The following is a 13,340-nucleotide window of genomic DNA, read 5'->3' on the forward strand; positions in this document are numbered from 1 at the left end:
GAGCTGGATTATTGGAGTATTGCAGTGGTACTGGGGACTGGGGCGAGCAAAATACGTAGAAAAAATAAGAAAGGGCACGCCAACATGCCCTTTCGAACTTAACGATGTAAAGGCTTACTGAGTCTGCTCAAGTAAATGTGTTTTTAGGAATCTATCCATCGCTTGGTAACCATCAAGACGGTTCTCCAAAGAGCGGAATCCGTGCCCCTCATTTTCCTTCACGATGTATTCGACCTCGACGCCTCGTTCACGCAGTGCATTAACGATTTGGTCTGACTCGCTCTTCACCACGCGTGGATCTTGTGCTCCCTGCAGAACCAATAAAGGTGCCTTAATTTGGTCGACATGGAACACTGGTGAGTAGGCTTTCATCATTTTCGCGTCTTCAGGATCATTCGGATTGCCTACTTGCTCGTGTAACATTGCAAGGAATGGTGCCCAATAAGGTGGAATGGAGTCCATAAAGGTAAATAAGTTAGATACGCCAACGTAGTCGATTCCGCACTTATACAAATCAGGAGTGAATGTCACCCCCGCCAGAGTTGCGTAGCCGCCATAAGAGGCACCATAAATACATACGTTGCCATCTTGTGCGTAACCTTGTTCGGTAGCCCATTTGACACCGTCGGTAATGTCATCCTGCATGGATTGTCCCCATTGCTTAAACGACTTCTCCCAAAACTCGCGACCATAACCAGTTGAGCCCCTGAAGTTCATTTGCAGCACCGCGATACCGCGGTTAGCGAATAATTGCACCTCAGGCTGAAATCCCCAGTGATCACGAGCCCATGGACCGCCGTGTGGGAGCACAAGCAAAGGCAGATCTTTGGCTTCTCGACCCTTCGGCAGCGTTAGGTAGCCATGAATGGTTTCTCCATCGCGAGCGGTGTATTGGATAGGCGTCATCTTCGCCATATGTTCTGGCTTATGCCATGGAGCGTTTTCTGCCAATTTCTCCAATTTGTCTGCTTTACGATCGTAGAAGTAGTAATTCGGTCGATCGACATCGCTGTAGGTGACGACAATCATTTTACTTTCATCTCGCGTCGCACTGGTTACAGAAATTTCCACATTTGGCAGTTTCTCTGAGAGGCGTTCGAAGGTTTGTTGGTAGGAATTATCTAAGAAGTGATAGTGGTTTTTATCTGTCACGTAAGAGACTGAAACCAGCTTATTAAGCGCTTCAGAGTAATGAGCGCTATTCACGTCAACTTCCGGGTGAGAGAAGATTTCTCGTATTTCTTTATTGGCTTTTACATCGTATTCAACGATGGCTGATTTATCACGCGTAATTCGTGATGCCACATATAAGTTTTTGTTGTCCGGCGTGAATGAAATGGGGCTAAAGCTCTCTTTGAAAGTGAGATTTTTTAGCGGCTTAAATTCATCTTCAACCGTATCGCGATATAAAACGGAGGTATTAACACCATCTGATGTGGTGATGACACGAATGTTGCCATCGTGATCGGTACCCCATGAGCGCACATTGCCCGGGTTTTGCGCGACGAGAGTATTTTCGCCTGTTTTTAGATTATGTCGATAGACATCAAAGACTTGCGGGTTACGCTCGTTACTCGAAATCAAAATGTCATCGGGTTGATTGTCTAGCGTGTCGATGACGTATGCCACAACACCGGATGTCGGTGTGATGGTTTTCTCTTCGCCTGTTTTGACATTAACCGTCACGAGATAAAAGTTCTCATCTCCTCCCGTATCACGAGAGTAAATTACGGTGTCTTCGCCAACCCAGTAGTAGTATGCGATGTCACGCCCTGTTACGGATGTGACGCGTTTTATCTGATCGGGGTTATCTGTGGGATAAACAAAGACGTTCTTACGGTCTTGCCATGGCTTCATCATTGAGATGTAGTCACCAGCAGGAGAGATTTGATAGCTAGAAACTTCGCTGTTTTTAAAGAAATAATCCACTGGATACTCGGGTGGAATCATTTCAGCATTGGTTGTGGTGGATGTTTGACTGCAACCCGCCAATAATAATCCAAAAGTGGCAGCAAGAATAAGCTTGCGAGTGTGCATTGTGTAACGCTCCTTGTGTAAAGGACCTTAAGCTCATGAGCTTTTGGCCAGGGTGATAGATTCATCGCAGTTACTGCGAGCAAGCAACGAACATTAAAATAGCTGTGGCTTATGATTAGTGTGCTTTTAATAAATAGCGCATTGCTTCGCTACTATGACCCTGGCATTGTCCAAAAGTGGCGTTAGATTGTGATTATTGATTCAGTATCTACCTGAACTTTGTATTAGATCACGGTTTTACGGCTATTTTGTCTTCTATATCATTGGGATAGTCGACAGCAGTAAAAGCGCTGCCATCCCATAGTTAAACCCTTTTACACGCCTAGATGTGGTCAACCAGCGTTGAAGTTGCATGCCTGCCGCGGTCCAAAATGTTACCGATGGCAAGTTAGCTAAGCAGAAGATACCCGCGATAAAAGTCAGCTCTAGCCATGCGCCACCGCTGCTGTACACGGTAATAGCCGTTAACGCCATCGACCAACCCTTCGGGTTCACCCATTGGAATGCCACCGCCCCTAAAAAAGACATTGGGCGAAAATCGTGTTTTGCTTCGGTTTTGCCGCTCGTGGCGATTTTGTACGTCAAGTACAGCAAATAACTCAAGCTCAATACTTTCAAAATGGAGTGAGTAATCGGGTAAGCGTTGAAGAGACTCATCAAACCAATGCCTACTAAAATCAGCATGGCACCAAAACCGAAGGTAATGCCCAACATGTGTGGAATGGTGCGTTTAAATCCAACATTTGCCCCTGAGGTCATCAACATAATGTTATTGGGACCCGGCGTAAAAGTGGAGATAAAAGCGAACAACGCCAAAGCGCCCAATTGATGATATTCCATAGATTGTTCCTTGAATCAGTTCTCGATAAGTTGAGAACAACTATAAGTAGAACTGAGGTCAATATTGTGCTTTTATTTGATGATTAGAAATTAAATAAGCAATGAAACATCATTATGGATAGATTTGACGAAAGAATATTGCAAGTGCTCAAGCGAGACGGAAGAATCTCCAATGTGGAGCTGTCGGAACGCGTTGGTTTATCTCCGTCTGCAACCTTACGCCGAGTGCAAGATTTAGAGCGTAAAGGCGTGATCAAAGGCTACCGAGCGGTGCTGGATAATCAGCAACTTGGCGTAGGTTTTGTCGCTTATGTGTCGATTGGTTTGGCCTCGCACTCTAAGCAAGCACAGCTTGGTTTTGAAGAACACGTGCGCTTTGTGGATGAAGTGGTGGAATGTCACAATATTACGGGAGCCAATGAATATTTAATACGCGTAGAAACGCAAAGTTTAGCCGCATATAAAGCGTTCCATGCCGATGTACTGGGTGAGTGTGAGCACGTCAAGTCGATCACAACCATGGTGGTAATGGACACACCGAAAGACGAACGTTAGTCGGTCAAGATTGGCATGGTTTTGTGGCACATGAATTTGAAGTGACTCGAAAGAGTCAGTCGAGTATGAGATAAGTACACAACAAATGCTGGAAAGCAGATGGCACTCTTACAATTTCCACCTTTATTCTCACCTTCGAAATAATCTCATCCTGCTAGTTTTGCTTAAACCGCTTGTGTTCATGAGCGGCGAGTCAGCAAATTTAAGGATGAACGATGAAATCACATGTAACACTTCCTCTTTTGAGCTTAAGCGCTGTTGCCGCATTGAGCTCATTTAACGTCAACGCCCACGGCTGGGTAGAATTTCCAAGTGCTCGTCAGAATACGTGTTATTTAGACGGTGGTTTTTGGACCAATGAGATCCCCAACCAAGCGTGTAAAGCGGCTTTTGAAGAATCTGGTGCTTACCCGTTTGTGCAACGCAGTGAAATTGCAGCAAACGTACCAAATTACCGAGATATGGAGCATGTTAAAGCCGTAGTCCGTGACGGCGAACTGTGTTCTGCCGGCGATGCCGCTAAGAAAGGTTTGAACATTCCTTCTCCAAACTGGCAGCGCACCAATGTTACGCCAGATGCAAATAACCAGATTGAATTGGTGTTTTACGGCAAGGCGCCGCACAACCCATCATACTGGGAATTCTATCTCACCAAGCCGACCTATGATGATTCAAAACCGCTTACTTGGGGGGATTTAGAGCTGATTGACACCGCAGGTGACGTGTATGTTGATGCGGAAAAACGCTACCGTATTCAGGTGACTTTCCCAGCTGATCGTTCCGGCGATGCGGTGCTTTATACTCGTTGGCAGCGCATTGATGTCGCTGGTGAAGGTTTCTACAACTGTAGTGACATTACGTTAAACGGAACGGGCACGACGCCACCGACTGACCCTGTTGATCCAACCGAACCGGGCAACAATCTGACATCTCTGGGCTACTTTGTTCAGCAAGGTTTTGGACCAGTAGAAGCGGGTGACACCATCCGTTTCCGTACGTTTAATGCGACAGGCAATGAAATTGTTGATATTTCACTGCCAATCAGCGCAAACAATACGACGACTTGGGCGGCAGAAATTGCGGATCAATTTAACGCGCAGCAAACGGGCGATTGGTATGTGGGCATTTGGCATCAAGAGATGAACCACTACATGTTCGATAGTAAGAACGTGAATGCGAACCAAGTATTAGCGCCAAGCGCAGACTTCAGTTATGCGTTGTCACTGATCAAAGCGGATGTACCGCCACCAGTTGAACCAACCAACTTATGGGACAAGACGGCCGTTTACGACCAAGGTGATGTGGTGACGCACAACGGTAAAGAATGGACCGCTCAGTGGTGGACGTCTGGTGAGGAACCAGGCACAACGGGTCAATGGGGGGTATGGCGTTAAGCCAGTTATTCGGGCCCTGAATAATAAAACCCTTCTCATGTGAGAAGGGTTTGTTTTTTCAGTCTAAAGCGACCACTTTGGCGGAGTGGTTGTCTTGAAAATCAGAGCATATATCGTTATTCGCTTGCTCTCCACTCGCTCCAGTTGAGCATCGCGTAGTCTGCCAGTTTGAGCATCGGAATGTCTTCGTGTGTATCACCGTAGGCATAAATAGATTCAAACTCGTCGAGCGAAAACGCCGCCTTAACGCGCGAGACTTTTCTTTCTAAACTGCAATCACCTTGTTGGTAAAAGCCACTCAGTTTTGGCTGCTCTGAGATCAGTTCACTGCACAGCAAGTGGTAACCGTTCGCTTCACACCAAGGCGTGAGATACGCATTGAGTGATGCCGACACCACCACAATGGTATCGCCTCTGTGTTGATGCCACGCCAATCTTTCCATCGCTTCTGGCCGTAAGTACAGCGGGATCACTTCATGGGAAAACTGAGCGCCAATCGCTTCAATTTGCTGCGTTTTTTTCCCTGAAAATGCAATAAAACTGCTGAGCGGACGCATAACACGAGCGGGTAACACTCCGAGTTTGTACAGCGCATAAAATGGCATGATAGCGACCTTTCCTACTCGTTTGCGCAGGCCATAAGCAGAATAGTGGAGGAAAAGGCTAAACATATCCTCTCGGGTGATGGTGCCATCAAAATCAAACAGTGCCAGTGACGGCTTGGTAGTATCGAGCAAATTCAGCGCCTATTTTTCGATTTAAGATCGTTTTGTGTTTATTGATAAAACACTGCCAACCAAATGGTTTCTTGCGTTGGGTCAGTCCAGCTCACTTTGTGTTTGGTATGAGCCGGAATTGTCACGTGATCGCCTGCCTCAAGTCGTTTCACTACACCTGATTCAAAAGTCAGCTCTCCAGCTCCTTTAAGAACCAATACCCATTCATGTTCTTCTTGATCGTACCAGCCACTTTTGGGCGAGGTTTGCCCTGTTGAGACAATGCGTTCTATACGCAGATTTTTGTGGGTCAGCAGGTCTTCGAACACTTCCTCGTCGAGGTTATTCGGTAAGTCTTTAAACAGGTTCATGGCCTTTCCTTAGATAATGATCAGTCCAAAAGGCGCAAGCAATTGCTCTTGTTGCCAATCACAAATTTTAACACCAAACAGAGAAACGCGGCGAACATCCAGCCCGTCCAGTTCGACATGAGTCAGATCACACTGCTCAACGTTAAAGGTTCCCCATTGTTCTGGCGAGAATTCGCAGCGAGATAAATCCGAGCCTTTAAGAGTTGCCCCCGCGAGGTTCGCTCCGTTCCAACGGTTTTCAAAGAGGTCACATTTTTCTAGTAACACTCGCTCGAAGTTACAGTAGGTGAGGTTGCAGCCAGTAATAAAAGCAGAACAGAAAAACATGGTGTTACTGACGCGATTAGCAAAGTTCGCACCTTGGAAGTTTGCCCCTTTGAGATCGCACTTACGCAGCTCCAAGCCCATACAATTTGCGCCGTTAAACAGGCTCATCGCCAACATACAGTTCGTGAAGCTGGCATCTTTTAAGTTCGCGAAGCGAAAACTACACCCTTCTAGCGCTTTGGATTCGATAAAGCGACAGTCGATGAACTTAGCATCGCGCAGATCGGCATGGTCGAAACTGCACATATAAAAGTGGCAGTTTTTAAAGGTGGCATTCTGAAAATCGTGGTGAGAAAAGTTTTCTCGTTCAAAAATGAGATCGGTTTTTAACATGTCTTCTCCTTAGCTGCGAGCAGACTAGCACTCCAAGTGACTGATTTTCCAGAAAAATAACTTCTTGTATTTCAGTGTTTTACAAACCCCTCAAATCGCAATTTTAAGGGGTCAAACGAGCGTTTTAAGTGGGTTGTTTTTTGAAAATAGAAGACGTAGAGGAAGAAAAAAGTTTTTGCTGGCTACGAGCCCTAGCGAGAGGATTCGTGTTTTTGAGTAGGCATGGCTTCTCACACGCACAGTTTGCATTACAGAATTGTATCCGATTTGCATAATTTGTTGATCGGTATGGCGTTTCTCTATACAAAAAACCTATATTTTTCACAAATTGATTTCCATCAAAATAGTAGGGTTTCTATGTGCTAGATTGCGCGCAGCTCAAAAAAATATAGATGCCCGTGTGCTTCAAGGCGATGAGTTTACTTGAAATCTAAGGCCAGTCAGCAGGCACACCTTTGGGTACGACATAACGAAGCCCTATAAAAGGAAATAAAAAATGAAAAAAACAATCTGCAGTCTAGCAGTGGTTGCTGCACTCGTGTCACCAAGTGTTTTCGCTCATAAACAAGGTGACTTCGTTCTTCGTGTTGGTGCGGCGTCTGTCGTTCCTAATGACAGCAGCGATAAGATTCTTGGTTCTCAAGAAGAATTGAAAGTGGATTCAAATACGCAGCTTGGTTTGACGTTTGGCTACATGTTCACAGATAACATCAGCCTAGAGCTTCTAGCAGCAACACCATTCAGCCACGATATCTCAACAGATTTGTTAGGTCTTGGTGATATCGCGGACACCAAACACCTTCCACCAACGCTTATGGTTCAGTACTACTTTGGCGAGCCACAAAGTAAGTTCCGTCCATATGTTGGTGCAGGTCTCAACTACACCATGTTCTTTGATGAGGGGTTCAATAGCACGGGTAAAGGCGCTGGCCTTTCAGATCTTAAGTTGGATGACTCATTCGGTCTAGCAGCGAATATTGGTGTGGACTACATGATCAACGATCAATGGTTCCTCAACGCTGCTGCGTGGTACGCAAACATTGAAACAGAAGCAACTTACAAAGCAGGTGGAGCGAAGCAAAAAACCGACGTCAAAATTAACCCTTGGGTATTTATGATCAGCGGCGGTTACAAGTTCTAAGAAAAACCAGTAGTTACACGCACATTACTATTATTGGCATGACTTTGGGGGCGGTTACGGGGACTGCCCCTCTTTTTTATCCTCGTTTTGATTGCACATCATTTACTCAACTTAGCAACACGTAAAATTGGATCTTTACCTTGCAAATCATTTTATTGTCCGAAGATCGAAAAGTCCTACACTGATCACATAATTGAACAAGTGGACAATATAAATGAGCGACGACATCGCAAAGCATTCTTCCTCCAGATCTAAGCTGGTAAAAACTCTTTTCTTTACTCTATGTGTTATCGCATTTGGTGCGATGTATTGGTCTTGGCAGTATTCAGATAGTCATCCAAGCACGGAAGATGCCTACGTTAGGGCAAAAATTTTATCGGTAGCCCCTCAAGTAAAAGGCCAAGTGGTTTCTGTGGATGTCAAAGACTTCCAATCTGTTAACAAAGGTGATCTACTGCTGAAGATTGATTCGCGCCCATATCTGTTGGCAGTGAAGCAGGCAAAAGCGGCATACCAATTGGCGGTCCAGCAACATGACGTTGCCGATAAGCAGGTAACTGAAGCCGTTGCGGGCTTAGATGCGGCGCGCTCTAACCTGACAGAAGCGCAAGTGGAGTACAAACGTACGGATTCCTTGGTGAAACGCAAACTGGCGTCGGACCAAGATTTAGATACGGCGAAAAACAAACTCGCCAATGCCCAAGCGAGCCTAGAGCAAGCGCGCGCGACGGTAGAAAAAGCCATTGCGAACCGTGGTGAAGAAGGCGCAGAGGCTGCGGTCGTTCAACAAGCGGCCGCTCAGTTAGCGCAAGCGGAGCTGAACTTGAGTTACACCGACATTACGTCACCAGTGGATGGCATTGCCGGTGAAATCAATACGCACGTAGGCTCGGTCGTTAGCGTGGGTCAAACGCTGTTCCCTGTGATTTTAAAAGACAGCTATTGGGTACGCGCGAACTTTAAAGAAACCGATCTTACTCATATTAAACCTGGCATGCATGCGGATGTGGTGATTGATATGTACCCAGACGTGGTGTGGAAAGCAACGGTAGAACAACTATCGCCTGCGAGTGGTACATCGTTCTCCTTGATGCCACCAGAAAACGCAACGGGTAACTGGGTCAAAATCAAACAGCGTTTCCCTGTACGTTTGGCATTAGAAGTACCAGCCGATGCGCCGCAACTTCGCGTGGGTGCGAGCTCAGAAGTCACCATTGATTTGCAAAGTAGCATGCAATGAACCATCAAATTACGGCAGACAAACGGGGAATTGCCACCGTCGCCGTGATGCTTTCTGCCATCATGGTGTTAATCGATATGACCGTTGCGAACGTGTCGCTATCGCACATGATGGGCGCGTTGGGCGCAACGGCAGACCAAATTACTTGGGTGCTGACGGGTTACAGCATGGCGGAAGCGATCTTCATTCCGATGACCAGTTTCTGGGTGTCGCGCTTTGGTGAACGCAAAGTCATGCTGGTTGCTGTGATCGGTTTTGTGATTGCCAGTGCGCTTTGTGGGCAAGCACAGTCTCTTGAAGAGATGGTGCTATTTCGCATTATCCAAGGCGCTTTCGGCGCGTCGGTGATTCCATTGGCGCAGTCGACGTTAGTGCAGATTTATCCGTATGAACAAAAAGGCAAAGCGATGGCAATTTTCTCCATCGGCATTTTGCTTGGTCCTATTTTGGGCCCAGTTGTGGGTGGCGTGATCACCGACAACATCAACTGGCGTTGGATTTTTTACATCAACTTGCCATTCGGTTTGATCTGTACCTCTTTGATTTATCGTTATATCCACATCGACAACAAATCCAAACCTAACTTTGACTGGTGGATCATCGGTTACATGGCGTTAGGTGTGGGCGCGTTGCAGTTTGTGTTGGATAAAGGGAACGAAGAAGACTGGCTCAACTCACGCATGATCCAGACCGCGATATTACTCGCTGTCATGGGGTCGGTGATGTGGATTTATCGCAGCTGGAAAACCAAAAGCCCAATAGCGCCATTATGGCTGCTTAAAGACCGAAATCTAATGGTCTCGTCGTTGATGATTGCCGTGGTGTCGATGGCGATGTTTGGCCTGACGACTCAACAACCGATGCTGTTGGAAAGCTTGCTGGATTATCCGGTCTCAACCACTGGCTTATTAATGGCACCGCGTGGATTGGCGTCAGCGGCGATGTTAATTTTGGTGATTAAACTCAATCCGCAATTCGATCCCAGAATCAAAATAGTCTTTGGCTTGAGCTGCATCGGGATTGGTAGTTATTTGATGACGCAATACTCACTGCAGATCGATACATTTTGGATTGTGATGCCGAGTATGATTCAGGGCATGGGGCTTGGTTTAACCTTCTCGACGCTGTCCACCTTGGCGTATTTAACGATTCCGAAAGAGCAATCTGTCGCAGCGGCGAGTATTTACAATCTGTTCCGTACAATTGGTAGTTCGTTTGGTATCTCTATCGCTACCACGTTCCAATATCGTGATAGTCAGCAGCAATGGCATGCGCTGGGAGAGGGTATTAATCCTTATAATCCTAACTTGCATGACTGGGCGGCCAATCAGGGGCTTTCCATTACCGACCCGGTTGCGTTAGACCAATACCAACAGATGTTGCAGCAGCAATCGCAAATGGTCGCGTTTGTGCACACCTTCCAGCTTGTGGGAGTGATGTTCGTGATCATGATGCCGATGCTGGTTTTCATCCGGTCGCGTGAATAACAACAAGTTCAGGTGAACCGTGTAAGAGAAAGCCTCTCAAGTTGTGTCAGCTTGAGAGGCGTTTTTTATTGGACGGTGTCAGTGAAAGAAGGACGTTTACTCAAACGTCACTTCGTCAAAATGCGGATTGGCTTTGAGCGCGCGCATTGCGACTAATTGTTCAGTCGGGAAGGCGGTGTGCTCACCATCCATATCTAAAAACAAGCACTCTTGTCGCTGCATGTCGTAGCCTGTGTCGAACGCGTTGCCCTGATGAGTTTCACCATTTTTTAGTGTGATCTCGATAGGGAGCTTAAACATACAGGCGATTTCAATAAAATCGTATTGGCTGCAAGTCACCATAGTTTTCTCCTTTCAAACCGACGCAGTATTCAGAAGGTTTGAGAACCGTATCCTTAAATAGAAGACGTTTGATTGAAACTGAATCTTCATCTTACACCTCATTTTGGTCACGAAATAGACATACACGCACGTTTTAATAAACCTACTGTTGAGCGTTCGCAAGTGAGACAAAACTACGATATGTCTGAGACGATACTTAAGCGCACATACCTAACGAGTGAACAAAAGACACAAAAGCCAAGTTCACTGATTCCGCCTCAAACCTACCATGCGCAGTTGGCGCACCGTGTTCACCACTCGCCTCAATTTGAAAACGGCCGCGTTAAAAACGAGATGCCAAATGTGCCTAGTCCGCAATCATTCTGGCAGGTGTGTTGGAGTTATCTTGGTGGTAGAACGCCGTTGAGTCCTAACGAACATCTGCCACATTCCCCAATTCAACCCACGCAGTTTGCGCAGCGAAGTGAATCGATGCGCCTTACTTGGCTGGGCCATTCCACTATGCTGGTGGAGGTCGATGGCATTCGAATTCTGACCGATCCGGTCTTTGATTACGCTTCTCCGTTCATCGCAAAAGCGTGGTTTGAACGCAATATTCCCAATACCCATGCCAGAGATTGTTTGCCGATTCCTGAAATTATCGTGATTTCGCACGATCATTACGACCATTTAGAAGCATCGACCATACGTTTCTACGCCGATAAACCCGTGACGTTTTATGTACCCTTAGGGGTTGGCAAGCATCTGATAAAGTGGGGCGTTTGCGCAGACAACATCGTGGAATTCGATTGGTGGGATAGCGTGCACTATGCTGGAATCGAACTGATTTGTACGCCTGCTAACCATAATTCGGGTCGTACTTATTTCGATAAAAACGCGACCCTGTGGGCTTCTTGGGTCATCAAAGGCAAAGAAGAGACGCTCTATTTTAGTGGCGATTCAGCTTACGATTCGCACTTTTCCGAGATCGCACAGCGATGTGGACCAATCGACATTGCCTGTTTGGAAGTGGCTGCCGATGTGAAAGGCCAAGGTTATCCGGTCGAAAACTGGGGGCACATGCAGGCTCATCATACCGTGCAAGCGTTTCACGATTTAAATGCGAAAAAACTGTTGCCAGTACATTGGGCTACATACGAACTGTTTACTCACCGCTGGGACGAACCGATTTTAGATTTGCTTGCCCATTGTCAAAAAGAACATATAACGCTGCTGACGCCAATGCCGGGGGAGAGTTTTTACGTTCATCAAGAACATATAAATAAACAATGGTGGCGAGAAAAAGAAATATGTGAGCCAGCTAGAATTTTGACTTAATAATATGATCTTAATTCAATAATTATTTTGGAAATTAACCTTGTTATTTTCAGAATATAACAAGGTTTTTACTGGTCATTGAAATTAAAAATTTCCATAGATTCACTTTCCAATTGTGATCTCACGCTTTTATAAATCGATTGGTGTCATTTTTTGATACTTTTCATCTGAAAATTTGCGCTCTTATCAGAAAAGTTTTAGTAAAAATCTTTGCCATCTTAATTTTACTCTTCAAAACAATTATACTGACTATTATCTTGATAAGCCCATAGAGCAATGGCTATAACTTGTTCTGGGTGGGTAAAATGTATCCAGTTAAAGAAAAGTAAAAAATCTAATGGATAAGACATGTTTTACGCCAACAAGATAGAATATTGAGACCAAAATCACAAGAGTAGGACTCTCTTGAATTTATCATCATGGATGCTGAATAAATAAAATACAGGCATTGTTCGATGAATAATTCTGCAACGTATTTACTTGCTGCTTTACGAGAAAAAATAAAAGAAAAAGGCATTGGATATTCCGAGCTTTCTATTGGACTTGGAATCCCGCTTTCTACCATAAAAAGGCAGCTTCACAATACGTCTCTTGGTTTAGATAAAATCTTGTTGTACGCCACGCACCTTGATACGGATTTGGTTGAGTTATCCATGCGAGGTAAGCAGCTGCAGCAAGAGAGTGAACAGTTTATCACTGACACCAACAGTGAGATTTTCCATCAATATCCTCACTTATTTGATTTTCTTTATCTTTTGCGTCGACCTGAGTGGTCTTTAGAAGAGATCGCACGGAGATACCAGCTGAGTGATACTTCCGTTGCGCTCTATTTACGCGCGCTAGAAATGATGGATTACATTGAACTGAAAGGGGATAAACACTATCAATTTAAAGATACAGGCCGCTTTATTTTTGAAGAAGGTTCAAATTTAGACACGCTATTTGCACAGCGCTTTCGTGAAGAAGTGTTTAGCCACGATATTCGGCCCCCAATTTGTGTTGGACGTATTGCGATTACCGAAGAACAAGAAGAAAAACTGGCAAATGAAGTGTACAACAAATTAATTGAGTTTGATGTTCAAAATAAAACCAGTGAGAACAGTCAACGACTAAAAAACGTTTTACTCACTTTTACGCCTGGTAATCAGATATTTTTGGCTGACACAATTCCGAATATTAATGGCGATTTATTAAAATCCATCACTATCGCTAAAGAAAAATAAAAGAATAATTATTGGAA

At 45.2% G+C, this 13,340-nt stretch carries 13 protein-coding genes; 7 read left to right on the forward strand and 6 right to left on the reverse strand.

Translation table 11 applies throughout. The features are described 5' to 3' along the window. Positions 1 to 114 precede the first annotated feature (114 nt). A complete protein-coding gene (locus MSG33_RS07850) occupies positions 115 to 2,037 on the reverse strand; it encodes a S9 family peptidase (protein ID WP_248380488.1) in 1,923 nt (640 codons plus the stop codon). A gap of 255 nt (positions 2,038 to 2,292) precedes the next feature. Beyond that, complete coding sequence (locus MSG33_RS07855) at positions 2,293 to 2,877, reverse strand: LysE family translocator (protein WP_005391978.1); 585 nt, start codon at positions 2,875 to 2,877, stop codon at positions 2,293 to 2,295. 114 nt (positions 2,878 to 2,991) lie between these two features. Between MSG33_RS07855 and MSG33_RS07860 the strand changes: the two genes are divergently transcribed. Both MSG33_RS07860 and MSG33_RS07865 read left to right on the forward strand, forming a co-directional pair. Next, positions 2,992 to 3,432: an Lrp/AsnC family transcriptional regulator gene (locus MSG33_RS07860; protein ID WP_029862756.1), complete on the forward strand. Its 441-nt coding sequence runs from the start codon at positions 2,992 to 2,994 to the stop codon at positions 3,430 to 3,432. A gap of 215 nt (positions 3,433 to 3,647) precedes the next feature. After that, entirely contained in the window at positions 3,648 to 4,826 is a 1,179-nt protein-coding gene (locus tag MSG33_RS07865; RefSeq protein WP_237308958.1) for a lytic polysaccharide monooxygenase, read from the forward strand. 116 nt (positions 4,827 to 4,942) lie between these two features. Here the strand turns inward: MSG33_RS07865 and MSG33_RS07870 are convergent, their stop codons facing one another. Genes MSG33_RS07870 through MSG33_RS07880 form a run of 3 tightly spaced genes read right to left on the reverse strand, consistent with a single transcriptional unit; the run spans position 4,943 to position 6,573 of the window. Beyond that, complete coding sequence (locus MSG33_RS07870) at positions 4,943 to 5,563, reverse strand: HAD-IB family hydrolase (RefSeq protein ID WP_248380490.1); 621 nt, start codon at positions 5,561 to 5,563, stop codon at positions 4,943 to 4,945. A gap of 38 nt (positions 5,564 to 5,601) precedes the next feature. Beyond that, entirely contained in the window at positions 5,602 to 5,913 is a 312-nt protein-coding gene (locus tag MSG33_RS07875) for a cupin domain-containing protein (protein ID WP_085344444.1), read from the reverse strand. 9 nt (positions 5,914 to 5,922) lie between these two features. Beyond that, positions 5,923 to 6,573 (reverse strand): Qnr family pentapeptide repeat protein, encoded by a 651-nt coding sequence (locus MSG33_RS07880; RefSeq protein WP_005391967.1) that lies wholly within the window; start codon positions 6,571 to 6,573, stop codon positions 5,923 to 5,925. Positions 6,574 to 7,069: 496 nt separating this feature from the next. Between MSG33_RS07880 and ompW the strand changes: the two genes are divergently transcribed. The 3 genes from ompW to MSG33_RS07895 all read left to right on the forward strand — a co-directional run bounded on the left by ompW (position 7,070) and on the right by MSG33_RS07895 (position 10,441). Continuing rightward, positions 7,070 to 7,714 carry an outer membrane protein OmpW gene (ompW, locus tag MSG33_RS07885; RefSeq protein ID WP_005391962.1) on the forward strand — a complete coding sequence of 215 codons (645 nt, stop codon included), beginning with the start codon at positions 7,070 to 7,072 and terminating at the stop codon, positions 7,712 to 7,714. Between the two features lie 214 nt (positions 7,715 to 7,928). Further along, on the forward strand, positions 7,929 to 8,954 hold the full coding sequence (locus MSG33_RS07890; RefSeq protein ID WP_248380492.1) for an HlyD family secretion protein: 1,026 nt from the start codon (positions 7,929 to 7,931) through the stop codon (positions 8,952 to 8,954). After that, on the forward strand, positions 8,951 to 10,441 hold the full coding sequence (locus MSG33_RS07895) for an MDR family MFS transporter (protein WP_005497744.1): 1,491 nt from the start codon (positions 8,951 to 8,953) through the stop codon (positions 10,439 to 10,441). Before MSG33_RS07890 ends, MSG33_RS07895 begins: the two co-directional genes overlap by 4 nt. 96 nt (positions 10,442 to 10,537) lie before the next feature. Here MSG33_RS07895 and MSG33_RS07900 read toward each other — a convergent pair whose 3' ends face one another. Continuing rightward, positions 10,538 to 10,783, reverse strand: coding sequence for a Rho-binding antiterminator (locus MSG33_RS07900; protein ID WP_005460845.1), 246 nt, complete (start codon positions 10,781 to 10,783; stop codon positions 10,538 to 10,540). A 180-nt stretch (positions 10,784 to 10,963) separates the two neighbouring features. Between MSG33_RS07900 and MSG33_RS07905 the strand changes: the two genes are divergently transcribed. Then, positions 10,964 to 12,100 (forward strand): MBL fold metallo-hydrolase, encoded by a 1,137-nt coding sequence (locus MSG33_RS07905; protein WP_025517929.1) that lies wholly within the window; start codon positions 10,964 to 10,966, stop codon positions 12,098 to 12,100. 455 nt (positions 12,101 to 12,555) lie between these two features. Beyond that, a complete protein-coding gene (locus tag MSG33_RS07910) occupies positions 12,556 to 13,323 on the forward strand; it encodes a hypothetical protein (protein WP_005482920.1) in 768 nt (255 codons plus the stop codon). The last annotated feature ends 17 nt before the right edge of the window (positions 13,324 to 13,340 follow it).

This window comes from Vibrio sp. 1CM7H, from assembly GCF_023161645.1.
In the GTDB taxonomy this organism is placed as follows: domain Bacteria; phylum Pseudomonadota; class Gammaproteobacteria; order Enterobacterales; family Vibrionaceae; genus Vibrio; species Vibrio diabolicus.

What these genes read in the sequence shown, in the direction of transcription:
- MSG33_RS07850 (WP_248380488.1), bottom strand. Translation starts at nt 2,037, where the DNA reads ATGCACACTCGCAAGCTTATTCTTGCTGCCACTTTTGGATTATTATTG.
- MSG33_RS07855 (WP_005391978.1), bottom strand. Translation starts at nt 2,877, where the DNA reads ATGGAATATCATCAATTGGGCGCTTTGGCGTTGTTCGCTTTTATCTCC.
- MSG33_RS07860 (WP_029862756.1), top strand. Translation starts at nt 2,992, where the DNA reads ATGGATAGATTTGACGAAAGAATATTGCAAGTGCTCAAGCGAGACGGA.
- MSG33_RS07865 (WP_237308958.1), top strand. Translation starts at nt 3,648, where the DNA reads ATGAAATCACATGTAACACTTCCTCTTTTGAGCTTAAGCGCTGTTGCC.
- MSG33_RS07875 (WP_085344444.1), bottom strand. Translation starts at nt 5,913, where the DNA reads ATGAACCTGTTTAAAGACTTACCGAATAACCTCGACGAGGAAGTGTTC.
- MSG33_RS07880 (WP_005391967.1), bottom strand. Translation starts at nt 6,573, where the DNA reads ATGTTAAAAACCGATCTCATTTTTGAACGAGAAAACTTTTCTCACCAC.
- ompW (WP_005391962.1), top strand. Translation starts at nt 7,070, where the DNA reads ATGAAAAAAACAATCTGCAGTCTAGCAGTGGTTGCTGCACTCGTGTCA.
- MSG33_RS07890 (WP_248380492.1), top strand. Translation starts at nt 7,929, where the DNA reads ATGAGCGACGACATCGCAAAGCATTCTTCCTCCAGATCTAAGCTGGTA.
- MSG33_RS07895 (WP_005497744.1), top strand. Translation starts at nt 8,951, where the DNA reads ATGAACCATCAAATTACGGCAGACAAACGGGGAATTGCCACCGTCGCC.
- MSG33_RS07900 (WP_005460845.1), bottom strand. Translation starts at nt 10,783, where the DNA reads ATGGTGACTTGCAGCCAATACGATTTTATTGAAATCGCCTGTATGTTT.
- MSG33_RS07905 (WP_025517929.1), top strand. Translation starts at nt 10,964, where the DNA reads ATGTCTGAGACGATACTTAAGCGCACATACCTAACGAGTGAACAAAAG.
- MSG33_RS07910 (WP_005482920.1), top strand. Translation starts at nt 12,556, where the DNA reads ATGAATAATTCTGCAACGTATTTACTTGCTGCTTTACGAGAAAAAATA.